23 protein-coding genes are annotated in these 25404 nt (G+C 60.8%); 6 read left to right on the forward strand and 17 right to left on the reverse strand.

Going from position 1 to position 25404, the window contains the following annotated elements; all coding sequences use genetic code 11:
* The first annotated feature begins 27 nt into the window (after window positions 1-27).
* Entirely contained in the window at window positions 28-1131 is a 1104-nt protein-coding gene (locus SIC17_RS04430) for a hypothetical protein (protein ID WP_412546502.1), read from the forward strand.
* Here SIC17_RS04430 and SIC17_RS04435 read toward each other — a convergent pair.
* The 9 genes from SIC17_RS04435 to SIC17_RS04475 form a co-directional block, all read right to left on the reverse strand.
* Entirely contained in the window at window positions 1128-2207 is a 1080-nt protein-coding gene (locus SIC17_RS04435) for a threonine aldolase family protein (protein ID WP_291894297.1), read from the reverse strand. The two genes, SIC17_RS04430 and SIC17_RS04435, sit on opposite strands and share 4 nt — an antisense overlap.
* Before the next feature lies 1 nt (window position 2208).
* Window positions 2209-2547 (reverse strand): ArsC/Spx/MgsR family protein, encoded by a 339-nt coding sequence (locus SIC17_RS04440; protein ID WP_291894300.1) that lies wholly within the window; start codon window positions 2545-2547, stop codon window positions 2209-2211.
* Between the two features lie 79 nt (window positions 2548-2626).
* On the reverse strand, window positions 2627-6232 hold the full coding sequence (locus SIC17_RS04445) for an ABC transporter permease/M1 family aminopeptidase (protein ID WP_412546503.1): 3606 nt from the start codon (window positions 6230-6232) through the stop codon (window positions 2627-2629).
* Between the two features lie 29 nt (window positions 6233-6261).
* On the reverse strand, window positions 6262-7149 hold the full coding sequence (locus SIC17_RS04450; RefSeq protein ID WP_412546504.1) for an ABC transporter ATP-binding protein: 888 nt from the start codon (window positions 7147-7149) through the stop codon (window positions 6262-6264).
* A gap of 166 nt (window positions 7150-7315) precedes the next feature.
* Window positions 7316-7987: a hypothetical protein gene (locus SIC17_RS04455; protein WP_412546505.1), complete on the reverse strand. Its 672-nt coding sequence runs from the start codon at window positions 7985-7987 to the stop codon at window positions 7316-7318.
* 56 nt (window positions 7988-8043) lie between these two features.
* A complete protein-coding gene (gene ispG / locus SIC17_RS04460) occupies window positions 8044-9177 on the reverse strand; it encodes a flavodoxin-dependent (E)-4-hydroxy-3-methylbut-2-enyl-diphosphate synthase (RefSeq protein WP_412546506.1) in 1134 nt (377 codons plus the stop codon).
* A 73-nt stretch (window positions 9178-9250) separates the two neighbouring features.
* The gene (locus SIC17_RS04465; protein WP_412546507.1) at window positions 9251-10096 is read right to left on the reverse strand and encodes a RodZ domain-containing protein; all 846 of its coding nucleotides are present in this window, start codon (window positions 10094-10096) and stop codon (window positions 9251-9253) included.
* 83 nt (window positions 10097-10179) lie between these two features.
* Window positions 10180-12423 carry a phosphoenolpyruvate--protein phosphotransferase gene (gene ptsP, locus SIC17_RS04470; protein ID WP_412546508.1) on the reverse strand — a complete coding sequence of 748 codons (2244 nt, stop codon included), beginning with the start codon at window positions 12421-12423 and terminating at the stop codon, window positions 10180-10182.
* A gap of 50 nt (window positions 12424-12473) precedes the next feature.
* Entirely contained in the window at window positions 12474-13697 is a 1224-nt protein-coding gene (locus SIC17_RS04475) for an aspartate kinase (protein WP_291894322.1), read from the reverse strand.
* Between the two features lie 208 nt (window positions 13698-13905).
* Here SIC17_RS04475 and ubiG point away from each other — a divergent pair, with 208 nt between their 5' ends.
* Entirely contained in the window at window positions 13906-14664 is a 759-nt protein-coding gene (gene ubiG / locus SIC17_RS04480) for a bifunctional 2-polyprenyl-6-hydroxyphenol methylase/3-demethylubiquinol 3-O-methyltransferase UbiG (RefSeq protein WP_291894325.1), read from the forward strand.
* Here ubiG and SIC17_RS04485 read toward each other — a convergent pair.
* From SIC17_RS04485 to SIC17_RS04505, 5 genes are read right to left on the reverse strand one after another with little or no spacing between them, the layout of a single operon-like run.
* Window positions 14661-15152: a CYTH domain-containing protein gene (locus SIC17_RS04485; RefSeq protein WP_412546509.1), complete on the reverse strand. Its 492-nt coding sequence runs from the start codon at window positions 15150-15152 to the stop codon at window positions 14661-14663. The genes ubiG and SIC17_RS04485 overlap by 4 nt on opposite strands.
* Before the next feature lie 4 nt (window positions 15153-15156).
* Complete coding sequence (locus SIC17_RS04490; protein WP_412546510.1) at window positions 15157-15579, reverse strand: DUF1178 family protein; 423 nt, start codon at window positions 15577-15579, stop codon at window positions 15157-15159.
* Window positions 15576-16418: a carbon-nitrogen hydrolase family protein gene (locus SIC17_RS04495; RefSeq protein WP_412546511.1), complete on the reverse strand. Its 843-nt coding sequence runs from the start codon at window positions 16416-16418 to the stop codon at window positions 15576-15578. The genes SIC17_RS04490 and SIC17_RS04495 overlap by 4 nt, the downstream gene beginning before the upstream one ends.
* Window positions 16419-16421: 3 nt before the next feature.
* Window positions 16422-16685 (reverse strand): glutaredoxin 3, encoded by a 264-nt coding sequence (gene grxC, locus SIC17_RS04500; protein ID WP_291894334.1) that lies wholly within the window; start codon window positions 16683-16685, stop codon window positions 16422-16424.
* Between the two features lie 18 nt (window positions 16686-16703).
* Window positions 16704-17453 (reverse strand): ComF family protein, encoded by a 750-nt coding sequence (locus SIC17_RS04505; protein WP_291894336.1) that lies wholly within the window; start codon window positions 17451-17453, stop codon window positions 16704-16706.
* 36 nt (window positions 17454-17489) lie between these two features.
* Here SIC17_RS04505 and SIC17_RS04510 point away from each other — a divergent pair, with 36 nt between their 5' ends.
* Window positions 17490-18404, forward strand: coding sequence for a methyltransferase domain-containing protein (locus tag SIC17_RS04510; protein ID WP_291894339.1), 915 nt, complete (start codon window positions 17490-17492; stop codon window positions 18402-18404).
* On the opposite strand, the gene SIC17_RS04515 is transcribed toward SIC17_RS04510, so the two are convergent.
* From SIC17_RS04515 to SIC17_RS04525, 3 genes are read right to left on the reverse strand one after another with little or no spacing between them, the layout of a single operon-like run.
* Window positions 18401-18562, reverse strand: coding sequence for a Flp family type IVb pilin (locus SIC17_RS04515; RefSeq protein WP_291894342.1), 162 nt, complete (start codon window positions 18560-18562; stop codon window positions 18401-18403). The two genes, SIC17_RS04510 and SIC17_RS04515, sit on opposite strands and share 4 nt — an antisense overlap.
* Window positions 18559-18975, reverse strand: a complete 417-nt coding sequence (gene mutT, locus SIC17_RS04520) for an 8-oxo-dGTP diphosphatase MutT (protein ID WP_291894344.1) — start codon at window positions 18973-18975, stop codon at window positions 18559-18561. The genes SIC17_RS04515 and mutT overlap by 4 nt, the downstream gene beginning before the upstream one ends.
* Before the next feature lie 50 nt (window positions 18976-19025).
* Window positions 19026-19955, reverse strand: a complete 930-nt coding sequence (locus SIC17_RS04525; RefSeq protein WP_412546512.1) for a peptidylprolyl isomerase — start codon at window positions 19953-19955, stop codon at window positions 19026-19028.
* 171 nt (window positions 19956-20126) lie between these two features.
* Between SIC17_RS04525 and secA the strand changes: the two genes are divergently transcribed.
* The 3 genes from secA (at window position 20127) to SIC17_RS04540 (ending at window position 25380) form a co-directional block, all read left to right on the forward strand.
* On the forward strand, window positions 20127-22985 hold the full coding sequence (gene secA / locus SIC17_RS04530; RefSeq protein WP_291894351.1) for a preprotein translocase subunit SecA: 2859 nt from the start codon (window positions 20127-20129) through the stop codon (window positions 22983-22985).
* 293 nt (window positions 22986-23278) lie between these two features.
* Window positions 23279-24922, forward strand: coding sequence for an ATP-grasp fold amidoligase family protein (locus SIC17_RS04535; RefSeq protein ID WP_412546513.1), 1644 nt, complete (start codon window positions 23279-23281; stop codon window positions 24920-24922).
* Complete coding sequence (locus tag SIC17_RS04540; protein WP_291894354.1) at window positions 24919-25380, forward strand: GNAT family N-acetyltransferase; 462 nt, start codon at window positions 24919-24921, stop codon at window positions 25378-25380. The genes SIC17_RS04535 and SIC17_RS04540 overlap by 4 nt, the downstream gene beginning before the upstream one ends.
* Window positions 25381-25404: the final 24 nt, after the last annotated feature.

A 25404-nucleotide genomic window follows, 5' to 3' on the forward strand; every position in this document is an offset into this window, starting at 1 on the left:
TGCTTCCGGCGGAGGAGGAATATGCAAATGAAGTTCGCACTGCTTGCGCTCGCCCTTACGAACCAGCCCGTCGCGGAAACCGTGTCCGGCAATGAGCCCGAATTCCCGATCACCGTGCCCAGCGAGATGTGTCGCGGTTATTTCTTTGTCCCGGTGACCCTGCGCCCCGGCGAAGATGGCGCGGAAGACCGGACGCTCTGGTTCATCTATGACACCGGCGCCTCAACCACCTATGTCGATCCGGACAGTGTGGCGCGCATTTCCTCCACCCGTGTGCGCGAGGGCCAGCGCGCGAACTTTCCGGAAATGTCGATGGGCCCGCTGCGGGTGACCAGCCTGCGCGCCCGTGTACAGGATCTCGATCATCTCTCCCTGGCCCTGGGCCGGGAGGTCGATGGCATTCTCGCCTTTGATGCCTTTGATGATTATCTGCTGACGCTGGATTATGCCCGCGATGAAATGCGTATCGAGCCGGGGGAACTGCCGCGACCGGACCGCCAGACCGTGTTCAATGCCAGCGGACCGGATGACCGCCCCTGGCTGCGGATCGAGTTTTCCAACCGTACCCGGCGCATGCTGATCGATAGCGGCGCGGCGCTCTCCGGCTTTTCGGTCAATCATATCGACCGCTTCGAGACGACCGCCGATCCCGTCGCGTCCGGCGCCTCCTTCCGGCTCAATCATATCGAGCGCCGCTCTTCGGCCCGGCTCAGCGAGAATGCGCGGTTTGGCCCCAACGAGCTGGTCACCCCGACCATCCAGTCCACTCCCGGCACCGAGCTGATCGGTGGCGAGATCATGCAACATTTCATCTGGACCTTTGACCAGCGCCGCGAACGTGTGCGTATCGAACGCATCGATCCGGACGCACCGATCACGTTTGAACCGGTCGTCAGCCACGGCATGGTCTTTCAGCCCGAGCCGAACGGCTTCCGCGTCGCCGACATCCTGCCGAACACGCCGGCCTCACGGGTCGATATTCGCGCAGGCGATCTGATCACCCATTTCCACGGCATACCGATCGGTGAACGCGGCTGTAATCCGCCCGAGGCAAACACCCTGCCCCTGATCATTGAACGCGACGGCGCAGTGATCGAACGCGTGCTGGAGATGTTTGCGATCGTCGACTAGGCCAGCCGCCTGGCCAGCCCGGCAAACGCCTCGATCACACGTTCCGGCGGCATGTCGTAGAGCTTGGCACCCACCGTAACCTCGATGGCCGGACGCTCCTGTTGTGGCAAGTCCCAGCAGCGTGAAAACAGCCAGACGCAATGGTCACGCGCGACCGCATCACGCGCGGCATCAATAGCGTCGACCGAGGCATCAGCCTCGACGTGAAAGAGATTGGTCTGCACTGGGGAGGGCGTCACCGACAGACCGTCCAGCCGGTCAATCGCGTCGCCCAGCATCCTCGCCCGCGCCACCAGTTCCGGCATCAATTCAACCTGTTCGTCCAGCAGGCGCAGCGCATCGGCCGTGTTCGGCCAGGCCATGGGAAACATGCCGCCCAGCCGGGCGCGCCAGGTGCGCATCTGTTCGATAAAGGCCTCTTCCCCGGCCAGGACCGCCCCGCCAATCGCGCCAATATCCTTGTAGAGCGAGACATAGACCGAGGCGAAACCCTCGCAGATCTCGGCATAGGAACGATCGTCGAAATGCGGCCGGGTTGACCACAGGCGGGCGCCGTCCATGTGCAGGGGCAGGTCCAGCTCGGCAGCCCGCGCCTTGAGCGCTTCCAGCACACCCCAGCGCGGCAGGAGACCACCATTATGGCGCTGGCCCAGCTCAACGATCGCGCAACCGGCATTGTCGGGCAGATCACTTGCGGTGAGCACCTTGGCCCACTCCCCCATCTCGACCGGGTCGAGCCCGTGCACATAACGCGCGCCCTCCTGCTCGTGCAGCAGGAGGTGGGAATTTGGGTGCAGGGCGAGGCGGTAATTGCCCCGGCTTTCACAATGCAGCCGCGCCGCCAACGCCTGGCCCATCGTTCCGGTGGGCATCCAGACCGCAGCCGGCTTTCCGGTCAGTTCGGCGATGCGCTGTTCCAGCGCCTGGGCGGTCTCGCCGGTGACATAGAGTTCCCAGCCCTTGCCGTCCGCCTCCATCCAGTCCGCAATCGCGCGCAGGCGCTGCGCCGGTGTTTCCGGTCGGTGAAAGGGGAAACCCAGATCCAGCTCGCAGCCCGCTTTCAGCGCCTTGTCCATCTCAGACCAGCCCCGCCTGGCTCGCCGCCGTCCAGCCGACACGCACCTCGCCCGCATGTTCAATCACCGGGCGTTTGACCAGGGTCGGGTTTTCCGCCAGCAAGCCCGCCGCATCCGTCTCGACACGCGCCCGCTGGGCCTCGTCCAGACCGCGCCACGTGGTCGAGCGGGTATTCACCAGCGCCTTGGCACCCACAGCCTCCAGCCAGAGCGGTGCCTTCGCCGCCAGGTCAGCCTCGGCGCGGATGTCGACAAATGTGTAGGCCGTGCCCGCCGCATCCATCGCCTTCATGGCTTTCTTGCAGGTGTCGCAATTCTTCAACCCGTACAGCGTGGTCATGATGTCTCCCGGAATCAAAAAGGGAGCAGAACTAGGCCCGCTCCCTCTTTTCATTTCAAGCGTGAAACGCTGATCGGTTTTACTCGATCGTCACGCGCGACAGGTTGTCGTCGGAATTACGATCGACCAGCTTGTTGTACGGATCGATACCGACATAAAGCGGCTCCTCGTCAACAATCAGCTCGAACCGCATCGTGTTCTCGTTCACACGGTGCTTCTCCATGTAGAGCACGTGGTCGGAACCCTCGATAGCTCCCTCGAGATCACGGGTGAACACCCCGATATCGATCAGATAGTCGATCGCCTCCTCGGTCTGCTGGCCTTCGCCATCAGCCTCGAACTTGCGGGCCTCGACATCGATCACGACATCCCAGCGGCCATCTTCCCGCTGCGTCGCCGTCGCGTCGGTGACCTGCAGATCAAACAGGATGATCCGCTCGAAGAAGTCGGTGATCACACTATCCCACTCCGGACCGGCTTCCTCGCGTAGTATACGCAGGAAATCGAGCGTGGTGGCATAGGGTTCGGACGAGAAGGCCCGCTCCTCGATCAGACGCTGCAGGGCACGGTTCACGGTGTCTTCACCGATATAGTCCTGCAGGGCGTACATGATCACAGAGCCCTTGCGATAGTGGATGTATTGCTGGTTCTCGACCCGATAGAGCGGCTGCTCCTCGATGGCTTCTGAACCACGCGATCCCAGATAGCTGTCCAGCTCGTATTTGAGGAAGCGACGCATCGCGTCCTCGCCATACTCCTGGCGCATGACCATCAGCGCAGAATATTGAGCGAAGGATTCGATCAGCATCGTGCCACCCTGGACATTGGCTGCCATCACCTGGTGCGCCCACCACTGGTGCGCCGCTTCGTGCGCGGTGACGTAGTAGACATAGTCAATGGCGTCCGGATCCGTCAGATCACCGATGAAACCAATGCCTTCCGAATACGGGATCGTGTTCGGGAAGGATTGGGCAAAGGTCTGATAGGACGGGAATTCCAGAATACGGAACTGGCTGTACTGGAACGGGCTGTGCACCTGGGAGAAGTAACGCAGGGAGTCAGCCGAAGCCTCAATCATGCGCTCGACATTCCAGTCATGCGGCTGGTGATAGAAGACCTGCAGATTGATGCCGTCAAACTCCTGTTCGGCAACTTCATAATCGGCAGACAGCCACGAGTAGAAGTTCAGGATCGGGCGATCCATGATGTACTCGTAACAGGCACGGTCACGACCGGATGCGTCCTGTTCGGACCATTCCCGCTCAAGATAACCCGGTGCCACCGCGATTTCGCCCGCCACGGTGCAGACCTCCGTGCGGAAATCGACAAAGTGGGCAGACTGGCCAAAGCCACTTTCAAACCAGCGATGCTCGTCCTCAAGCGGATAGGCCCGCGGCAGAGGCTCCAGACCTTCACGACGACGCTGCTGCCGATCCTGCAGGAACCATCCCTGGTTCACACCGATCTGCGGCATGGACTCGCCGTTGCTAAAGAAGGTGCCGTTGTAGTTGACCGTCGTCACATTGCCGCTGTTACGGAAACCGGGATTGTTGCGATGGACCTCAAAGTCCAGCGTCCGCACTTCGCCCGGCTGCATCGGCGGTTCCAGCGTGAAGGAATAGATGTACATGCCTTCGTCAGTCGTGTCGGGCGTTGCGCCTTCCATCTCTTGACGGACCACAGTCGTGCCCGCGCCATAGGACAGCCAGAGCGTATCCAGCGGCGCCTCGGTCTGGTTTTCCATCACATACTGACCCACCGCTTCATACCGGCGGTCTTCCGGATAAATCTCGACTTCATAGGATGTCGCCGTGATCGTCGGCTGAGGCAGATCTACGAGATGGTCGTAGGTCCGCTCATACTCCGCACGCATGGTGCGCGCCTGCGGTCCGGAGACATACTGGTTGATGACATTGGTGTTGTAGAAGATCCAACCACCGGTCACCCCGGCACCGATCAGCGAAATCATCGCCAGACCTGCCGTTGCGGGGGTAAAGCCGACAAACAGGTTCTTCAGACGAGTACCGATCGGGGTGAGCGCGCCACGGCTCCAGAGCTGATAGGCCAGTACCATGAGGAACAGGGCCCAGAAGCTCCAATACAGCGTGAACCAGAGTGAGATGCCCAGGAAGTGGCCATACCCGTTCATATCCGAATACGGAGCTCCGGGTGAACCGCCATACTGATAGAGATTATGGTCAAAACCGATCTGGCTCATGATCAACGAAGCCACGAAGAAGACCAGCATGGCCGCCATGCCCAGCCAGCGATTATTCAGCAGAACCTGCAGGAAAATCGCCAGCGCGGACAGCAAGGCCGCCGGCACAATGATCTCCATCACCGACCGGATGAAGTACTGATCCATCTCGATGGCCGTATAACCCATCGCCAGCTGAGACAGTGCCGCAGCAACAACGGCCACTACGGCTAGCGAAAGGATGACGACCATCATCGCCAGGAATTTCGAGGTGATAAATACCCAGCTCGGTGTCGGCGTCGCATCCGTGATTTCGTTGAAACGGAAACGACGTTCGCGCCACATCAGTTCAGCCGCGTAATAGATCACGATGATGATCGGGATGATCGAATAAGCACCATTGATGGTGTTCATCATGACCCGAGTGACCGGATAATTATCTGTGCCGTAAATGCCATTGGCGAAGAAGAATCCGGGCACGGTATTGAACAAACCGAACGCCAGGATCACCCAGAAGGCGACGTTCAGGACAACACCTTTCACCTCGAATCCGAGGCGCGCGACGAACTGCTGACGCGTTGTCGTCCCGTTCAGGACCGGCTGCATGCGCGGCAGTTCAAGATCAGAGATCGCGCTCTTCGGTCCAACAGCCGCCTGCGCCTTGCTCTTCTTGGACGCGCTCGCCGAACCGCCCTTGCGGAAGCGGAAAGTGAACACGCTGAGCAGCAACAAGGCCAGACCGATACCGATCCAGATCAGGCGGTTCATCAGGAACAGCCCCTCGAACGGAATGACCTGGGTATTGGCCTCGAATGCGGTCCAATAGCGTGTCACTTCGCCGAATGTGTTGAAGGCAAACGGATCGATCAGCGCGAACTCGTCACGCAATTCCGGCTCCTGGCCGGCGATTGCGCTGCCGACAAAATAGAGCACCAACAGGCCGAGGAAGGCGACCCAGACGAAGATCTGGGAGCGGGTGAAATTGGCGACGGCGAACAAGACCGTGCCCACGACCCACATATTGACCAGGCCGATGGAGGCATAGACGTAGAGATACCAGCCCAGATTGGTCGGTCCGATCAGCTCCTGGTCCAGCCAGGGCATCATGGAACCGATCAGGAAGGCGAGCGGTACGGATGCGAAACACAATGCCGTCGCGATGAAACCGCCTGTGAACCGTCCCAAGACAAAGTCGAACTCCTTCACCGGACGGGAGAAGAAGAGCTCTTCCGACTTGAAACTTCGGTCACGAATTACGCCGGACGACAGAAACGCCGCCGGGATCAGCCCCCCGAAGAGGGAGAAAATCATGATGTTGATGGTCAGGGCGTTGGGCGAATTGATATTCGTCGCACCGCCGCCGCCCACCTGGATGTTGTCAATGGTGACACCGCCAAACACCAGCAGGAAGAAGATGGCGAAGACGGCAATGAATACGGGAGAGAAGAGCTGATAGCGAACCTCAAACCCGGCGATCTTGGAGAGCATGACGTGCTCCTTTCAGACAGGGTTTGAAATCAGGCCGCAGCCGCTTCGGATTGACCACCACGGATGGTGGCGAAATAGACGTCTTCCAGATCCGGCTGGATGGATTCAAAGCCATCACCCGGGTCGCTGTCCGCCAATACGTGGATACGCACCTTACCGACCGTCAGACGCTCGGAGATGATCTGGTACTTGCCACGCAGGCCCGCCAACTCGGATTTCTCGATTGTCTTTGCCCAGACCTTGCCGTTCAGATCTGCAATGAGGTCATTCGGCGCTCCAGCAGAAACAATCTGGCCGCGGTTCATGATGGCCATTTGCGGACACAGGTCAGCCACGTCTTCAACGATGTGCGTGGACAGGATAACCACGACATTCTCACCGATTTCAGACAGCAGGTTGTGGAAGCGGTTACGCTCTTCCGGGTCGAGGCCGGCAGTCGGCTCGTCGACGATGATCAGCTGCGGGTCACCCAGCAAGGCCTGGGCGATGCCGAAACGCTGGCGCATGCCGCCGGAATAACTGGCAACGGCCTTGTTGGCGTGCTGGGACAGGTTGGTCTGTTCGAGCAGTGTATCCACCACAGTCTTGCGCTCCTTGGCGTTCGACAGGCCCTTGAGCACAGCCAGGTGGTCCAGCATGGCGCGCGCCGACATGCGCGGATAGACGCCGAAATCCTGGGGCAGATAACCCAGCGTGGCGCGCAGGGCCTGCGGGTCCTTGAGAATATCGATATCACCAAAGGTCAGGCTGCCCTGATCCGGTGATTGCAGCGTGGCGATCGTGCGCATCAGCGACGACTTGCCCGCGCCATTCGGGCCCAGCAGCCCGAACATCCCCTTGGGGATGGAAAGCGACACGCCATCGAGCGCGCGCACCTTGTTGCCATAGGTTTTCGTAAGTCCGGATAGTTCCAGCATAACAGCTCCCACGGGCCCTGTCGGCCCGGTCCCTCGCAATGTAACTCCTAGCATAAGCCTATTCTGGCTCAGCCGTGCCGAACAAATGAGCTTTTGTTTAGTCTTGGCGAAAGGGGGATGGTTTGCGGGGGCGTCCCGCTAGGTTGTGACTTCCGTCGCAGCGCGTTCAAGAGCTGCTGGATCTGCCAGTCCAAGCCAAGGCATTTATGGAGACGGGCGCTCCAACTTGGGCCACGTTTTCACGCTTCGCATACTTGTTCATCTGCTCACGAACCCAATGCCAATGAATCCGTCTGGTGATGTATTGCACCGCTGTCGCACCAGCGAACATCACCGCCATGACCGTCAGCTCGGACTGCACAGCATCCGGCGAAAACCCTGGGAAACCGACAGAAGCCAACAATGACGGAGCGAAAGCCACCAAGCCGCCCAATAAGGCACTATGGGTGAGGACGAGCCAGCGGGACCGCCCGTCGAAAAAGTACAGCGGATTGTATTTTCGCACCCCGGCTCCGCTCAATCGCTTGGCCCGGAAATATGACCGTGTAAGCTGCCTTGCCAGCCGAAAGCGGACGCGTTCCACAGTTGTTGGAGCAAAGGCTTTCCACCCAAGCTGAACTGTGAACCGGGCTGCAACGACGGCTGCGACAAAAATCGGCAGCAGCGCTATGACCTTGAATGGCCAATCCGGAAGGCTGAGTTCGTTCAGGATAAGATTCAAAACCACAACCAGCATAACGGACAGGCCAGCAACCATGACCACAAATGCATACTCTCGACTCTGCAAAAGCCAGTATTCGCGTGGTATCCTGATTGATCTGTCTTGAGCCCGAAGCATCACTTTACCGTGACGATTGGTGCGCCCGTCTGCAAGCGAAAATCGCGAAAATCGCGTCAAACGTTCTCGGTTTCAGCACGCATTTCCTCAGCGCGTTTCTCAACCATTTCAACGATATGTTCGACCATCTCCTCGTTGGAGACATTGTGGTCGGGTCGGCCGGAGACATACATCTTGCCACGGCCAGCACCACCGCCGGTAAATCCAAGATCGGTCATCAGCGCTTCACCCGGACCATTGACGACACAGCCGATGATGGACAGCGAAATGGGTTCGGAAATGTGCGCCAGACGCTCTTCCAGCGTCTGCACCGTGCGGATCACGTCAAACCCCTGACGCGCGCAGGACGGACAGGCGATGATATTGACGCCTCGCGTGCGCAGGCCCAGCGATTTGAGGATATCAAAACCGACACGGACCTCTTCCTCCGGCTCGGCCGACAGGGACACACGGATGGTGTCACCGATGCCCGCCCACAGGAGGGAGCCGATACCGATGGAGGATTTCACCGTGCCGATGCGCTGCCCACCGGCCTCGGTGACACCAAGATGCAGCGGCGCATCAGTCGCTTCCGACAAAGCCTGATAAGCGGCCACGGTCAGGAAGGCGTCGGACGCCTTCACCGAGATCTTGTAATCGCGGAAATCGAGATCCTCGAGGATGCGGGCGTGGTCCAGCGCGCTTTCCACCATCGCCTCGGGACAGGGCTCGCCGTATTTTTCCAGCAGGTGTTTTTCCAGCGAACCGGCATTCACACCGATGCGGATGGCACAGCCATGATCGCGCGCGGCCTGGACGACATCCTTTACCCGGTCCATCGAACCGATATTGCCCGGATTGATGCGCAGGCAGGCTGCGCCCGCCTCTGCCGCCTCGATACCGCGCTTGTAGTGAAAATGGATATCGGCAATCAGCGGCACGGTCGCTGCGCGGGCGATTTCCCGGAACGCGGCAGTCGACGCCTCGTCCGGACAGGACACACGCACCAGATCGACGCCGGCCTCTTCACAACGACGGATCTGGTCGATCGTCGCGCCGGCATCAGCAGTCACGGTATTGGTCATGGTCTGGACGGTAATCGGCGCATCACCGCCGACCTGCAGATCACCGACCTTGATCTTGCGGCTCTTGCGACGCTCGATCATGCGCCACGGACGAACGCTGCGCGGATCTTTGCTGAGGTCGGACATGCGAAAACGCTCCAATCAGGTTTCAGACCCGATATAGCGGCTTCATGTGGCGCTTTCGAGAGGATGAACGCGCTTAGCGCTCGCCTTGTGCAGTTTCCGCCTGTGCCAGAACCGGCTGGTTCTCTACGGATAGGCCTTCCTCGCCCAGCGAACCGACAAGCTCGCCGTCTACCTCCAGCTGGATGGCACCGGCATTGCGGGCGGAAACGGTCAGACCGTCTTCCTGGGCCCGATAGGCTTCACCTGCCGCCAGCTCACGCGCAAAAAGCACACGGCCAGAGGCGTCGCGCACTTCAAACCAGGTCGGCGCTGTGGCCCGCATGATCACGTCCTGTGCCACGGTGGCCGTTCCCAGCGGCAGGTCCGACCAGATATCGGCGACCGTCACCGGCTGGCGATTGGCGGCGAAATCCTCGCGCGCCCAGGCCGGAGCAGCGTCCGGCGGCGATGGCATATTGGTCAGGCCGGTGTCATTGCCTGCCTGCTCGGCATACCAGAAGGCAACAGCCGCAACGCTGGCCAGGATCATGGCAGCGCCAAAAACACCGCGTGGCAGCTTGATTTCGCGACGGGTCTGGGCCGCAGCCGTCGGCTGGGCACGACCTGTTTCGGTATCCACTTCACGTTTGAACTGGTCAACGATGGCGATGCTGTCCAGGGACAGGAAACCGGCATAGGTCCGCAGATAACCAATAGCATAGGCACGCGCCGGAAGGCCGCGCGGATCCATGGTTTCAATCGCTTCAAGATAATCCTTGCGGATACGGGTCTGGGTGGCGGCCTCATCCAGGCTCAGCCCGGCTTTTTCACGCGCCTCACGCAGGCGTTCACCTGCAGAAAGCTGGAGAATATCTACGCCTTCATCTGCAAACACAGCATCAACTGGGACAAAGCCCGTGCTCATAGCTTGACTCGACATTACCACCCATCGCTCATTTCAAGAGCGACCTCACCCAAATGCGCAATCTGAATAGCCCCCTCAGCTCGCGCACCTCGATTAGATCAAATCTTAACCACATTATCAACTGCCGCACCTGGCAGCCCGGCCTCTTCACCTGCTTCGAGCATCATCGAACGCAAGCTATTGACCGGTTCATTCATGTGATCAGCAATCCAGGTGCCAAGCTTGTTCGCATCCATTTGCGAAATCATGCTTTTGACCGGACCGATATTTGAGGCGGACATGGAAAGGCTTTGGAAACCAAGAGCAATCAGCACCGCAGCTTCGAGCGGACGGGAGGCGGTTTCACCGCAAACAGAGACCGGAATCTCGTATTTCTGACAGGTCTGGCTGATCTGCTGGAACAGTCCCAGGGCGGGCGGGCTCAACACATCGTACCGATCCGAGACACGGGCATTGTCCCGGTCCGCCGCGAAGAAGTACTGCATCAGATCATTGGCGCCGACGGACACGAAATCGATGATGTCAACGACTTGCTCCATGGCCCAGGCGATGGCGGGAGTTTCCAGCATCATGCCGACCTGGACTTCGCTGGGCAGTTCGTGTCCCCGCTTTTCCGCCTGACGCAGTTCGCGATCGAGCATGTCACGCGCCGCGCGCATTTCCCACGGCGCGGCTATCATCGGGAACATGACTCTCAGCGACCGGCCGGCCGCAGCCCCGATCAGCGCCCGCAGCTGGTAACGCAGCAGGCCGGGCCGATCGAGCCCCATGCGGATGGCCCGCCAGCCCAGCGCCGGATTCGGTTCAACAGCTGATGGCGCAAAAGGCGCTACCTTGTCGCCGCCCAGATCCAGCGTGCGGAACACCACCGGCTTGTCCCCGGCAGCTTCCAGAACAGATCGATAGACTGTGGCCTGCTCGTCCAGGCGCGGCAGGGTATCGGAGACCATGAACTGGAATTCGGTGCGGAACAGCCCCACACCATCGGCGCCCAGTTCTTCCAGCTGTGTCATTTCGATCAGCAGGCCGGCATTCATCTGAACCGTGACCTCACGTCCATCCAGGGTCCGGGCCGGACCGCGCAGCTGGGCGTAACGTTCCTGACGGGCCGAACGAGCCTCGATGCGTTCGTCATAGGTCGCGACAACATCATCGGTGGGTCGAATGTGCAGCAGGCCAAACTCGCCATCCAGGATCAGCGGGTCGCCATCCTCGGCGCGGTCGAGCGCGCCCTCCAGATTGCCGACCAGCGGGATGCCGAGCGCCTTGGCGACGATGGCGGCGTGCGAGGAGGCAGACCCCTCCTCCAAGGCTATGCCCTTGAGCTTGTCACGATCGAAATCGAGCACTTCCGCGGGGCCCAGATTGCGGGCCACGATGATCGCATTGTCCGGCAGTTTGATGCTGGCGCCCGTATAGGCCTCGTCCAGATGCCGCAGCAGGCGGTTGGCAAGGTCTTCCAGATCATGCAGGCGATCGCGGAAATACGGATCCGGCGACTTCATCAGGCGGGCACGGTTCTCGTTTCGCACCCGCTCGACCGCAGCCTCGGCAGTCAGACCAAGACGGACGGCCTCGCGCAGACGTTCCAGCCAGCCCCGGTCCTGGGCAAACATGCGATACGCCTGCAGGACTTCGCGGGTTGGGCCACCAAAGGCACCGCGGCCACCCTCGAGCATCTCGTCCACGGCGGCCCGCAAGGCGGTCAGCGCCAGTTCGAGCCGTAGCTCCTCGCGCTCCATGTCGTCGGCGATCAGATGGTCCGTGCCGACATGCGGCTCGAACAGGACAGCAACGCCCTTGGCCAGACCGCTGGCGAAGGCCCCGCCCTGGAAACGCTCCGGCTTGGACTGGCGAACATCCAGTTCCGCCATTTCCTCGGCTTCGGCGATATCGCCACTGGCGACGATCTCGGCCAGGACCATGGCGACGGTCTGCAGCGTCTCGACTTCCTCCTCGGAAATCTCCCGCTTGGCCGCCGCCTGGGCCGTCAGGACCCCCACCAGGCGACCACCGCGCAGAATTGGAACACCGACAAAGGTGTCGAAGGGTTCCTCACCGGTTTCCGGCTTGTAGGAGAAGGCCGGATGCTGGCTGGCGCTTGATGTCGTCAACGGACGGGCATTGCGGGCGACCAGGCCGACAAGGCCCTCGCCCGGCTTGAGACGAACCTTGTGAACGGACTCGGTTTTCAGACCGTGCGTCGCGCACAGCTCAAGCGAGCTGGATTTTCGCGACAGGTAGATCGAGCACACATCCCAGCCCGCCTCCTCCGAAATCATGTCGGTGAGGTGGTCCAGTCGCTCCTGCGCATTTTCCTGCACGGCCATAAGCTCGCGCATGCGCGTCAGCAGCCTGCGGGGATCCCTGACGGCCGGTTGGGTCGTTTCGGTCATGCGTTGATATGGTCCAGTCCGTAAGCTGCATGCAAGGCCCGCACAGCCTGCTCCACAGCATCATTCTCGATCAGTGCAGAAATCTTGATCTCCGAAGTTGCAAGGACCTTTACGGCGATTCCTGCCTGGCCGAGAACTCCAAAGAGGGAACGGGCGATGTCGGCGCGCTGGCGCAGGCCTGCACCGACAACGGAAACCTTTGCCAGACCGGTCTCATGCGAAAGCACGGATCCGTCCGCGGCCTCTTCAACCGCCGCCAGCGCGCCCCTGAGATCACGCTGGGAAACCGAAAACTCCAGATTATGGCGGCCGTCATCGCGGCCATGCGCCTGGACGATCATGTCCACGCCAATGCCTGCATTCGCGAGCGCTTCGAACACGGTTTCCGCAAGACGGCTCGGCTCCGTCGCGCCCAACAGCGCAATACGCGCCTGGTCACGGGCATAGGCCACACCACTGACCAGTCGGCGCTCGCCCAGCGCTCGCTCAGGCACAACATGGGTCCCCCGACTTTCTCCCGGCGCGGCAAAGCTGGAGACGACTTTCATCTCGACGCCCTGGGCCTTGGCATACTCGACAGATCGCGGCTGCAGGACTTTCGCGCCCTGGCTGGCGAGCTCCAGCATTTCGTCATGACTGACGGCGTCCAGGCGCGTCGCCTGCGGCTCGACACGCGGATCGGTCGTGTAGACACCATCCACATCGGTATAGATGTCACAACGTGCTTTCAGCGCTGCGGCCAGCGCCGCTGCGGACAGATCGGTTCCACCTCGCCCCAGCGTCCGCAATTCGGCCTCACGCGTAATGCCCTGATATCCGGCCAGCACAGGCACTTCGCCTGCCGCCAGCGCGTCCTCGAAAATCTGCACATCCATGTCGGCGATGGAGGCAGCGCCACAGGGGCCCGTCGTCACGACCGGCGCCTGCCAGCCCATGATGGAGCGCGATTTCAGTCCCAGTTCACGCAGAGCCAGGGCCATAAGCGAGGCAGAGACCTGTTCGCCAGCGGCCAGGGCGACATCGGTTTCACGATCGCCCAATCCACCACCCAGTTCGCTGGACAGGCCCAGCAGGCGGTCGGTTTCACCGGACATGGCGGAAACAACGACGATCGGCGTTTCGCCTTGCTCGACAGCGTGTTGGATCAGGCGGGCGGAGTGCCGAATTCTCTCGATAGAGCCCACAGAAGTTCCGCCAAACTTGGCGACAACACGTGTCATTCAGGCCGTCCCTCGCTGCCCCGACTGCTCTATGGCTGCATATAATTGCGCGCGGGCCTCGATTACACCCCGGCCTGCGGCCATATTAAGGCGCGACGCGCCAATCCGTCGCCTGTCCTAATGCGCTGACAGCCGCTATGCAATGTCACAACGCAAGGGACGACGACTCGTGACCGTCCAGAACCGTGGGAATATCAAAGGACAAGCCATGGGCAGCCAAGCCGCACCGGACACTCTCAACCGCCCCTCGATCGACCCGGAAGAGGTCGAGAAATTCTCGCGCATTGCCGCGGAATGGTGGGATCCGGACAGCAAGTTCAAACCCCTGCACAAGTTCAACCCGGTCCGCCTGGACTTCATCCGCGACACCGTCAGCCTGCACTTCAACCGCTCCGGCGACAAACCCTTTGCAGGACTACGCGTGCTGGACATTGGCTGTGGCGGCGGACTGGTTTCCGAACCCATGGCTCGCCTCGGCGCTGAGATGGTGTCGGTCGATGCCTCGGAAGCCAATATCAAGACTGCCAGCGTGCATGCACAGGAAGTCGGGCTGGAGATCGACTATCGCCACGGTGTCGCCGAGCAATTGCTCGAGGCCGGCGAACAATTCGATGTCGTGCTCAATCTGGAAGTGATGGAACATGTCGCCAATCCGCACACTTTCCTGATTGATTGCGCGCACCTGGTCAAACCGGGTGGTCTGATGATCTGTGCCACCATCAACCGCACGCCCAAGGCCTTTGCACTGGCCATTGTCGGGGCGGAATGGATCATGGGATGGCTGCCGCGCGGCACGCATCGTTTCGGCAAGCTTGTACGCCCCTCGGAAATCCGCACAGCCCTGTCCCAGGGCGGCATGGAAACCGAACCACCGGTTGGCGTGACCTATAACCCGCTCAATGACCAGTTCTCGATCGGCAGCGACGTCTCGGTGAATTACATGATGGTCGCACGCAAGCCGGACTAGGCCTGGTCGCGCCAGTCCCGATAAGGGTTCAGCGCCAGATTGATATTCTTGAAACGCGGATCGGTGCTGACCTCGGCGCCGCACCAGTCGGGCAGATCAACGACCTGGTCTTCTTTGTCCAGCTCGATCTCGGCCATCACCAGTCCCGCATTGGCGCCGGCGAAGACATCCAGCTCCCAGACCAAACTGCCCTGCGGCAGCAGGTAGCGCGTCTTCTCCACCACCACGCTCGCCCTGAGCACCTGTGCCATTTCGCGGGCATCGGCGAGCGGGATCTCGTATTCGAATTCCGGAGCACTGAGCCCGGTGGACCGGCCCTTGATGGTCAACCAGGCCTGTGTCTCGTCGACGATGCGCACACGAAAGGCCGGATCAAATCCCTCGCCCAGATAGAACTGGCTGAGTCGCTTCGCCTGCAAACCCGACAGCGGCGGCAATCGCTCCGGCAGGACACGGAATTTCCGCTCGATCTCGACATTCGCGCCCATGCGCTCAGTTTGCTTTCTTGGGCGGTGTCGGGGCAAAGGCATCCGGCAGCGGGGTGACCGGTACGCCATCATCCTTCAGGGCCTTGCTCTCCTCGGCAGAGGTCTCGCCATAGATCAGCCGTTCCGGCTTCTCGCCCTCATGCATGGCCCTGGCTTCCGAGGCGAATTCATCGCCGACATAGTCGTAATTGTCCCGGATATGCGCGCGGACTTTCGAGGCCATCTGCTTGACCTGTTCCTCCGGCGAGGCCTCGCGTTCGCGCGAGGTGCGCACTGCAGGCGCCATCAGCGCCTTGCGCACGTCCAGCGAGCCGCAATGCGGGCATTCGACCAGATTGCGAGCGACCTGGTCGTCATAGGATGCCGAATTGGAGAACCAGGCCTCGAATTCATGGTCCTGGTCGCAAAGCAGGGCGTATTTGATCATTGCTCCAGTCTCTCGCGAAACGCTGCCTGGAGGGTTAACGCACGATCATGCTCCAGCGCAGGGATCCGCCGGCGTGCCTCGGCCACTTTTCGCAGATCCAGATCGGCGTGCAAGATACCAGGTTCCGCATGCTCCAGCTGGGCGACGATCTCGCCCCACGGGCCAACGATCATCGAATGCCCCCAGGTCTTGCGCCCATCCTCGTGCAGCCCGCCCTGGGCGGGTGCGATGACATAGCTGCCGGTCTCTATCGCCCGGGCGCGCAACAGGACCTCCCAGTGCGCCCGCCCGGTCGGACGGGTAAAGGCCGCCGGCACGGAGATGATCTCCGCCCCCGCCCTTGCCAGCGCCCGGTAAAGATAGGCAAAGCGCACATCATAACAGATGGACAGCCCCAGCCGGGCCCCGCCCAGATCGGTCACGCTGAGCGTCTCACCGGCCTGATAGTTTGCGCTCTCGCGATAAGTCTCGCCCTGGCCCAGGCCGACATCGAACATGTGCGCCTTGTCATATCGCGCCAGGACCTCGCCCTCGGGCCCAAACAGGAAAGAGCGATTGGCGGCCTTGCGCTCGCCCAGCCATATGGCCAGCGAACCGATCAACAGCGTGATACCCAGCTCTTTCGCCAGCGCCGAGAAAGCCGGGATGGCAGGCTCATCTGCCTCGGGCTTCATGACGGCAAAGGCCTGATCGGCATCCTTCTGCACCAGATGAGTTGTCTCCGGCGTCGCGATAAACTCCGCGCCCTCCGCGGCAGCCCGACGGATCATCTCGCAGGCCGTCTCGATATTGGCCTGCGGGTCGATACCCGAACGCATCTGGATAAGGGCGCAGCGCATGGATCAGAGATCCGCAGCGAGCATGGCGTCGAGCTTGCCGGCACGTTCCAGCGCCATCATGTCGTCGCATCCACCAATGTGAGTATCGCCGACAAAGATCTGCGGGAAGGTACGGCTGCCATTGGACTTCTCGAACATTTCCCGGCGCGCCGCGGCATTCATGCCGGCGTCGATCTCGGTGAAATCAGCCTTCTTCTCTTTCAACAGCGCGACAGCGCGGGCGCAGTAACCGCACATCGAGCGCGTATAGATCGTGACTTGGGACATAGAATTCTCCTTTGCTCCCTAAATAGTCAGATCTGTTTCTCTTACAACTCGGCAAAGTGTCACGACGTCCACACGCCCCGATCCAGATCGCTTGAGCAGACTGGCGCAGGCATTCACCGTTGCCCCAGTGGTGAGCACATCATCGACCAGCAGGATATCCTGGCCCTCAAGCTTACCGGTCAGTTCAAACGCGCCTGACACATTGCGCTTGCGCGAGCGGGCGCCCTGACCCGCCTGGCTGGGCGTCGCCTTCCGGCGCAGGAGAAGATCCGGCTCGAAACCCAACCCCGCCTGCCGCGCCATCGCCCGGGCCAGAAGTCCCGCCTGGTTGTAACGACGCTTCATCAGGCGTTTCCAGTGCAGCGGCACGGGCAAAATCAAGGCCCCATCCTGGACCTGTCGGCCGATACTCATCCACATCCAGCGCGCGAAACGCTCCACACTCTCGCGCCGGTCAGCATGTTTGAGCGGCAGAACAAGATCCCGCGACACCTCGTCATAAACCAGTGGCGCACGGGCCCGGTCATAATATGGTGGTCTGGCGATGCAGCTGGCACAAAACCTACCCGTGACATCGGCTCCGCCAAACGGGTAGTCAAAAGGCAGCCCGCAGGTCCTGCACAGCGGGTCGGCGACAAATCGCAGGCGGGACCAGGCCTCTGCCGCCAGCTCGCCATGTGCCCGCACCGGCTGGTGAGACACGGGGCATAGCGGTGGCCAGATCAGATTCTGGGCTTCACTCAATACTGCACGCCACGGCGCCGACATCTTCATATCGCCGGCAAAGAGGGTATATGCACAGGCATGACCGATCTTCCTCCCCAGCTGTTCGACCGCGCATTGCTGAAACACCGCCGCAACCGCGCAGCGGGCAATCTATCGCATTACAGCTTCCTCGCGAAGCGGGCTTTTGACGACATGCTGGATCGGGTGGAGAGCATTACCCGCGATTTCGACCGTGCCCTCATCCTGGGGGGTGGGCCGGATCTGCGCGAGGAGCTCGCCCAGCGCTCGGCAGCCGGAAAGATTGGCTGGCTGGCCCAGAGCGATCTGGCACCTGCAGTGGCTGCGCGGCTTGGCCACCCGGCCCTCGCCATCGATGAGGAATACCTGCCGGTCGCCGAACATTCGCTGGACCTGGTCCTGGCGCCGATGAACCTGCACTGGACCAACGACCTGCCCGGCGTGCTGGTCCAGATCAACCGCGCCTTGAAACCGGACGGATTTTTCGCCGGAGCCCTGTTCGGTGGCGCCTCGCTGACCGAGCTTCGCCAGTCACTGATGACCGCCGAGAGCGAACTGACCGGCGGTGCCAGCGCCCGCGTCTCTCCCCTCGCTGGGACCTTCGACATGGCGGCTCTGCTACAGCGCGCAGGCTTTGCCATGCCCGTCGCAGACATCGATCGTGTCACCGTGCGTTATGACAATGTTTTCAAGTTGATGCACGATCTCCGTGGAATGGGCGAAACGAATATTCTCGCCGAGCGCAGCCGCAAGCCGGCGACACGCGCCCTGATGATGCGAACAGCCGAAATCTACGCAGACCGTTTTGCGGACGCGGATGGGCGGATTCGGGCAAGTTTCGAGATCGTGCATTTTGGCGGCTGGGCGCCGCACCCCGACCAGCCCCGGGCCAAGCGTCCGGGCTCGGCCACGACACGACTGGCGGACGCGCTGGGCGTCAAGGAACATTCGGCCGGTGAAAAGGCGGGTGGTTAGAAAGCGCCGCCAGCGTCCGTGAACATGGTCATCACCGCCGGTCCGATCAGCATGAGCGCTGCCACTCCGGCAATGGAAATCAGCACTGCGATCAGTGAATACTCGATCGCCGAACCACCGTGTTCGCAAGCCAGGAATTTGCGCATCAACTGTCTCATAACCGGTCCCTTATTTCCGCTGCCAGCGGCATGTCAGCAGCCGGCATGGGGTATTTGCGGAGGTTTTCCTTGCGGACCCAGGCCAGTTCCTGGCCTTCATTGGGTTGCGGGAAACCATCCCAAGTACGGCACAGGAAGAGCGGCATGACGATGTGGAAATCGTCATAAGGGTGCGAAACGAATGCGAAGGGATGCAGGCATCTCTCACAGGGCTCAACACTCAATTCCTCTCTCAGCTCGCGGATCGCGGCCTGTTCCGGCGTTTCTCCGGGCTCGATCTTGCCGCCCGGAAACTCCCACAGCCCCGCCATGGGTTTGCCCTCGGGACGTCGTGTGAGCAGGATGCGGCCATCCGCATCGAGCAAGGCACACGCAACAACGTAGAGGACCTTTTTGGGGCCTTGGTCATTCATTATGGGCAATCTCCCTTAAAGACCGGTGCAGAAACACGGTTAATCAAGCCTTATTCAGGCGTCTCGGCAGGGTTGGGATCGGATACATCCCCGCCCTCAACCTCCGCCGGAGCGGGTTGGATGATCGTGATTTCGGCCCCGTCCCGCAGCTCGACCAGCAATTCATTGATGCGCTCGAACATCCGGATCTCGACGATACGCTGCTGCAGCGTCTCGAACGAAGGCGCGGGTTGGCGACGACGATCGACAACGGTCAGCAAATGCCAGCCGAATTCCGTCTCGAAGGGACGCGAAACCTCGCCGACCGGGGTGGCAAAAGCCACCTCGCCAAAAACACTGGAAACACCCGAGCGCGTGAAATAGCCCAGACTGCCACCATCCAGTCGCGTGGCGTGATCCAGGCTGATCCGAACAGCCAGATCAGCGAAATCCTCACCCGCATCGAGCAGCGCCCGGGCTGCGTCGGCCTGCTCCCGGGTCTCCACGAGAATGTGGCGCGCCATGATTTCGTCGTCACGCGGGACCATGCGCACCTGTTCCTGGTAGATACGCTCGATCATTTCCGGCGAAGTCGCTTCGTCGATCTCGCTCTCCAGCAGGACATTGCCCAGGATCTGCTCCTCGGCCTGGGCCATGCGGCGGCGCGCTTCCGGGCTGCGGTGCAGGCCGCGGCTGCGCGCTTCGAGTGCCAGCAGTTTCTGGTCCACCAGTTCGCCAACCACCGCGTCAAAAACTTCCGTACCGCGCTCCGGCATGGCGGCCAGATCGTAATCACGCGCCTGGAATTCTCGATGTACATCGGACAGCCGGATCATGCTGTCATTGACCCGGGCGATCACCGGATCGATCTCGTCGGGCTGGACGATCTCGCTCTCGCTGACAATTTCCTCGGTCGTTTGCCGGGGCTCAGGACCGCACGCGCTCAGCGACGCAACCAGTAGCAGTGCGGCTGAAACCGAAGAAAAGGTCGAAATTTTCATCACTTACCGCCCCGTAACAAAGACTGATAGCCGCGCCGATTGATTGACACACACTCGCCCCATCCTTAAGTCAGCTCAAGGTTTCAAAGCAATGCTAGTGTCAGTGCCACTTCTTGCAGATCCGTGGTAGGGAGCGCTGGCCCTTTTATATAGTTCGCAAAGCACAAACTCATGCTGTCCATCGTCCGCAAACTTTTCGGCACCGCAAATGATCGTCTCATCCGTCGCATGAAACCGACGGTAGAGAAAATCAATGCTCTAGAGCCGGACTTTCAATCTCTGTCCGACGACGAGCTCAAGGCCAAGACCCAGGAGTTCCGGGACCGTCTGGAAAAGGGCGAAAAGCTCGACGACCTGTTGCCGGAAGCGTTCGCAACGGTTCGGGAAGGCGCCAAGCGCGCACTCGGCCTGCGTCACTATGATGTCCAGATGATGGGCGGCATGGTCCTCAATCAGGGCTCGATCGCCGAGATGAAGACCGGTGAGGGCAAGACCCTCGTCGCGACCCTCGCCTGTTACCTCAACGCCTTGCCAGGCAAGGGTGTGCATGTCGTCACGGTCAACGACTACCTGGCCCAGCGCGATGCCGAATGGATGGGCAAGGTCTACGCCCAGCTGGGCATGACAACCGGCGTGATCACCAATGGCATGCAGAAGGATGAGCGTCGCGACGCCTATGCCTGTGACATCACCTACGGCACCAATAACGAGCTCGGCTTCGACTATCTGCGCGACAACATGGAACATTCCACGGAAAACATGGTGCAGCGCGGTCACGCCTACGCCATCGTGGACGAGGTCGATTCAATCCTGGTCGACGAGGCGCGTACGCCGCTGATCATCTCCGGCCCGACCGAGGACAAGACCGAGTTCTACCTCAAGATCAACGAACTCATTCCGCTTCTGGGCGATGAGTGTTTCGAGATCGACGAGAAGGCCCGCTCCATCCTGCTGACGGAAGAGGGTAATGAAGAGATCGAGCGCATCCTGAAAGAGCGCGAGATGATCGCCGAGGATGCGGACCTCTATGACGTCGACAACGTCATGGTCGTGCACCACGTCAACCAGGCGATGAAGGCCCACAAGCTGTTCAATCGCGACAAGGATTACATCATCAAGGACAATGCCGTTGTCCTGATTGATGAGTTCACCGGCCGCATGATGCCGGGCCGCCGCCTGTCCGAAGGCCTGCACCAGGCCATCGAGGCCAAGGAAGGCGCCCAGATCCAGCCGGAAAACCAGACCCTGGCCTCGATCACCTTCCAGAACTATTTCCGCCTCTACGGCAAGCTGTCCGGCATGACCGGTACAGCGGCGACCGAGGCCGAGGAATTTCACGACATCTACAAGCTTGGTGTTGTTGAAATCCCGACCAATCGTCCGATTGCCCGTATCGACAATGAGGACGAGGTCTACCGGACCTATGAGGAAAAATACGCCTCCATCATCGACGATATCGTCGATTGCCAGGAGCGCGGCCAGCCCGTCCTCGTCGGTACGGTCTCCATCGAGAAGTCGGAACAGCTCTCCATGCTGCTGAGCGACAAGGCGAGCTTCCGCAAGGCGCTGGGCCATCTCTACCCGAAGGACGAAAAATCCGTCGAGGAATTCAGGAAGACCGGTCGTCCGGATGCCCGTCCGCTGCCGGAAATGCTCAAGCTTATCCCGATTGATCACCAGGTCCTCAACGCCCGCTACCACGAGCAGGAAGCCCTGATCGTCGCGGAAGCCGGTGTTCCCGGGGCAGTGACCATCGCCACCAACATGGCTGGCCGCGGTACCGATATCCAGCTCGGCGGCAATGTCGAGATGCGCCTGTCCGGCTGGCAGACCGAAATGGAAAAGGCCGGCAAGGCTCTCACCGAGGCCGAAATTGCCGAACAGCGCGAGAAGATCGTGGCTGACATTGCGTCCAAGAAGGAAACCGCGCTCAATGCCGGCGGTCTTTATGTTCTCGCGACCGAACGCCACGAGAGCCGCCGTATCGATAACCAGCTGCGTGGTCGTACCGGCCGCCAGGGTGATCCGGGTCGCTCAAAATTCTTCATTTCCGTCCAGGACGACCTGCTGCGCATCTTCGCGCCGGAACGTCTTGACGGTATCATGCGCACGCTGGGCATGAAGGAAGGCGAGGCCATCCAGCACCCGTGGATGTCCAAGGCCCTGGAAACCTCGCAGCGCAAGGTCGAACAACGCAATTTCGACATCCGCAAGAACGTCCTCAAATACGACGACGTGATGAATGACCAGCGCAAGGCGATCTTTGAACAACGCATTGAATTCATGACAGCGGACGATGTCTCTGACGTTATCAGCGACATGCGCCACCAGACGCTTGAGGACATGGTGGAGCGCCACATCCCGCCGAAAGCCTATGCGGACTCCTGGGACATCCAGGGCCTGAACGAGGAGTTCAGCAAGACGTTCGGCTTTGAACAGCCGATCAAGGAGTGGGCGCAGGAAGACGGTATTGCCGACGAGGAGATCCTGGAGCGTCTGAGCGCGGAAGCCGATAAGGTCTACGCTTCAAAAGCGGAAGAGGCCGGGCCGGATCTGATGCGTACAATCGAGAAACGCTTCCTTCTGAGCGCGATCGATCTCAACTGGCGCGAACACCTTCAGGGCCTCGACGCAATGCGTTCCATGATTGGCCTGCGTTCGTATGCCCAGCGCAACCCGCTGAACGAGTTCAAGACTGAAGCCTTCACCATGTTCGAACGCATGATGGATGGACTTCGTTCCGAAGTAACTGCGCGTCTGATGATGGTCCGTTTCGAGCGTGCACCGGCACCGCCACAACCGCCGCAGGGTCTGACCGAGACGCATATCGATCCACGCACCGGCCGCAACGAGATGGATGGTCCCGGTGGAGCACCCGTCGCTCCGCGCGTCGCGCCGACGCATCGTCGTGCCCCGACGGCACTGGATCCGAACAAGCCGGAGACCTGGGGCCGTGTCGCCCGCAACGCCCCCTGCCCGTGTGGCTCCGGCAAGAAGTACAAACACTGCCATGGCGCCCTCAACAACTAGGTCCGCACCGGCATAGACAATCACAACAGCCGCTCCTTCCGGGGCGGCTGTTTTGTTTGTTCCGTCATCTCCAGCCGGAGAAAGTTCGCGCGCAAACGGCGCAAGTGTTGATTCACCGTTTCCTTTGCCCCACAACACCTTCTGCAAGGTTTCGGGGGGGGGGGACCCAAGGAAGAATGCATCAGGGTCGATCGCATACGCAATTTTGGCCCCTGCCACGGGGCCGGTTCTGGGATCGAGTCTTCGCCTTCGCCAAATTCATCAAGAATAATGGGCGCTTGCCATCTCGCCAGATGCGCTTGAACGACGTGCTCTACCGGATGAAGACTGACAGGGCCTTTCCGACGCCCCAGCAGGTGCTGACCGCAGACAAGGAATTGGCCAAGGCGTATGTCGCCGAGCGTGTGGGCCGCGAGCACACTGTGCCGACCCTGGCTATCCTGCGAACGCCGGAAGAGGTCCACAACTTTGACTATCCCGAGGTCTGTGTGATCAAGGCGACGCATTCGAGTGGCAAATTCTATATCCGCTACAAGGGTGACCCCATCGATCCGGCGATGATCGCTTCCTGGCTGGATGATGATTTCTATATGCGCAGCCGCGAGGCCCAGTACCGCCCGTTGGAGCGCAAGATCATCGTCGAACCCCTGGTTTTCAACCGGGAGGACCCGGAAGATTTCCGATTTTTCTGTTTCAAGGGGAAAGTGCGGGCGATCCTGCATGAACCGAACCACTCCAAGGACCTCGCGCGCTTTTACACCAGACGGTGGGAACCGCTGGATTGCTCACTGGGCATGCCGGTTCTCAACTCAACCCGACCCGCTCCCGACTGCCTGGAGCCGCTTCTGCGCGATGTCGAACGCCTGGCGAGGGATTTCTATTTCGTCCGCATCGATGTGTTCTGCAGGAGAGACGAATACGTGTTCGGGGAGTTGACCCATATTCACGGCAACGCGTCCGAACAATTCCACCCCGCAGAGGCAGAACAGGAAATGTCACGGCTGATGTTTCAGGGGGCTTCAGCGGAGAATCTGACGCATGCATCGAGGCCCGCACATGCCCCACGATCCAGCCGTCCGGGCTTCAAGACGCGTCTCCGGAACGTGCTGTTCCACCTTCTGCCGGCTTCCGGTTTCGGGGACTGGCTGGCTGGGACGCTCAAATTCGTGTGGACCCAGGGCCGCCTGCCGCGCGACCAGATGCTGTTCAACGATGTGCTCTACCGTATCAAGACCGATGGCACCCTGCGCGATGCCTTGCGCAAGCGCACGACGGACAAGGTCGAGGCCAAGTCCTATATCGCCCAGCTGGCAGGACAGCAGCATGTCGTGCCAACTCTGGCGGTGCTGAACACGGCAGACGAGATCCGCAGTTTCGACTTCCCGCCGATCTGCGTGGTCAAGCCGGCACATTCCAGCCAGCACGTGATCCTGCGCACAGGCGGCGAAGAGATCGACCGCGAGGAGATCGTGGGCTGGCTCGACGAGGACTATTACCGGATCAGCCGGGAAGCGAACTATCAGGGACTGCCGCCGCGCATTATTGTCGAGACCCTGATCTTTGGTCAGACCGAGCCTACCGATTACAAGATCTTCTGCCATCGCGGCGAGCCTCGCATGATCCAGTGTGATCTGGATCGCCAGACCCGGCACACACGCCAGCTGTTCGACACGGCGTGGAATCGCCTGCCGTTCTCGCTGTGTTACGAGGGCACCGACCAGGATCATCCTTGCCCGGCCAATCTGGACGCGCTGCTTGATCTGGCAGGGCGACTGGCCCAGCCGTTCGAATTCGTGCGCGTTGACCTCTATACTGACGGGACCGCCATTCTTGTCGGCGAGATCACGCACTGCCACGGCAGTGCCAGTGAAGCCTTCATCCCCCGCTCGGCCGAGCAGCAAGCCTCGCGCCTGATTTTTGGAGCCAAACGCCCGTGACCGCCCCCAAACTCCGCCCGGCCCGTACCGGCGAGGAAGACCAGCTCTCCGAACTCTGCCTCAAGTCCAAGGCGGTCTGGGGATATGATGCCGAATTCATGGACGCCGTCGCGCCGCATCTGCGTGTCACCGCCGAGGCCATCCGCGAAGGCCGTGCCACGGTTGCCGAGAGCGAGGATGGCGAAGTTCTGGGCGTCTGCCAGATCGAGCCGGGCAGTGATCACGGCTCGCTGGACCTGCTTTTCATCTCGCCCACCGCGATCGGCCAGGGTGTTGGCCAGCTCCTGTTCGAACACGCCAAGGATCTGCTGCGTGCCCGCGGCGAGACGGTCATGACGATCCTGTCCGATCCCTATGCCGAACCGGCCTATCTTCACATGGGCGCCAAACGGGTCGCCATGCGCCCGTCCGACGTGTTCAAGGGGCGGGAATTGCCCTGGCTTGAAATCACGCTGTAGCGCCTTGCGGACAGGCAGTAGCCG

The organism is Maricaulis sp. MIT060901 (assembly GCF_047123815.1).
Taxonomy (GTDB): domain Bacteria; phylum Pseudomonadota; class Alphaproteobacteria; order Caulobacterales; family Maricaulaceae; genus Maricaulis.

What these genes read in the sequence shown, in the direction of transcription:
- SIC17_RS04490 (WP_412546510.1), bottom strand. Translation starts at nt 15,579, where the DNA reads ATGATCAAATACGCCCTGCTTTGCGACCAGGACCATGAATTCGAGGCC.
- ubiG (WP_291894325.1), top strand. Translation starts at nt 13,906, where the DNA reads ATGGGCAGCCAAGCCGCACCGGACACTCTCAACCGCCCCTCGATCGAC.
- ptsP (WP_412546508.1), bottom strand. Translation starts at nt 12,423, where the DNA reads ATGCGCGAGCTTATGGCCGTGCAGGAAAATGCGCAGGAGCGACTGGAC.
- SIC17_RS04450 (WP_412546504.1), bottom strand. Translation starts at nt 7,149, where the DNA reads ATGCTGGAACTATCCGGACTTACGAAAACCTATGGCAACAAGGTGCGC.
- SIC17_RS04505 (WP_291894336.1), bottom strand. Translation starts at nt 17,453, where the DNA reads ATGTCGGCGCCGTGGCGTGCAGTATTGAGTGAAGCCCAGAATCTGATC.
- SIC17_RS04510 (WP_291894339.1), top strand. Translation starts at nt 17,490, where the DNA reads ATGACCGATCTTCCTCCCCAGCTGTTCGACCGCGCATTGCTGAAACAC.
- SIC17_RS04445 (WP_412546503.1), bottom strand. Translation starts at nt 6,232, where the DNA reads ATGCTCTCCAAGATCGCCGGGTTTGAGGTTCGCTATCAGCTCTTCTCT.
- SIC17_RS04475 (WP_291894322.1), bottom strand. Translation starts at nt 13,697, where the DNA reads ATGACACGTGTTGTCGCCAAGTTTGGCGGAACTTCTGTGGGCTCTATC.
- SIC17_RS04455 (WP_412546505.1), bottom strand. Translation starts at nt 7,987, where the DNA reads ATGCTTCGGGCTCAAGACAGATCAATCAGGATACCACGCGAATACTGG.
- mutT (WP_291894344.1), bottom strand. Translation starts at nt 18,975, where the DNA reads ATGAATGACCAAGGCCCCAAAAAGGTCCTCTACGTTGTTGCGTGTGCC.
- SIC17_RS04495 (WP_412546511.1), bottom strand. Translation starts at nt 16,418, where the DNA reads ATGCGCTGCGCCCTTATCCAGATGCGTTCGGGTATCGACCCGCAGGCC.
- SIC17_RS04535 (WP_412546513.1), top strand. Translation starts at nt 23,279, where the DNA reads ATGCGCTTGAACGACGTGCTCTACCGGATGAAGACTGACAGGGCCTTT.
- SIC17_RS04525 (WP_412546512.1), bottom strand. Translation starts at nt 19,955, where the DNA reads ATGAAAATTTCGACCTTTTCTTCGGTTTCAGCCGCACTGCTACTGGTT.
- secA (WP_291894351.1), top strand. Translation starts at nt 20,127, where the DNA reads ATGCTGTCCATCGTCCGCAAACTTTTCGGCACCGCAAATGATCGTCTC.
- SIC17_RS04440 (WP_291894300.1), bottom strand. Translation starts at nt 2,547, where the DNA reads ATGACCACGCTGTACGGGTTGAAGAATTGCGACACCTGCAAGAAAGCC.
- SIC17_RS04485 (WP_412546509.1), bottom strand. Translation starts at nt 15,152, where the DNA reads ATGGGCGCGAATGTCGAGATCGAGCGGAAATTCCGTGTCCTGCCGGAG.
- SIC17_RS04465 (WP_412546507.1), bottom strand. Translation starts at nt 10,096, where the DNA reads ATGTCGAGTCAAGCTATGAGCACGGGCTTTGTCCCAGTTGATGCTGTG.
- SIC17_RS04515 (WP_291894342.1), bottom strand. Translation starts at nt 18,562, where the DNA reads ATGAGACAGTTGATGCGCAAATTCCTGGCTTGCGAACACGGTGGTTCG.
- ispG (WP_412546506.1), bottom strand. Translation starts at nt 9,177, where the DNA reads ATGTCCGACCTCAGCAAAGATCCGCGCAGCGTTCGTCCGTGGCGCATG.
- grxC (WP_291894334.1), bottom strand. Translation starts at nt 16,685, where the DNA reads ATGTCCCAAGTCACGATCTATACGCGCTCGATGTGCGGTTACTGCGCC.
- SIC17_RS04430 (WP_412546502.1), top strand. Translation starts at nt 28, where the DNA reads ATGAAGTTCGCACTGCTTGCGCTCGCCCTTACGAACCAGCCCGTCGCG.
- SIC17_RS04435 (WP_291894297.1), bottom strand. Translation starts at nt 2,207, where the DNA reads ATGGACAAGGCGCTGAAAGCGGGCTGCGAGCTGGATCTGGGTTTCCCC.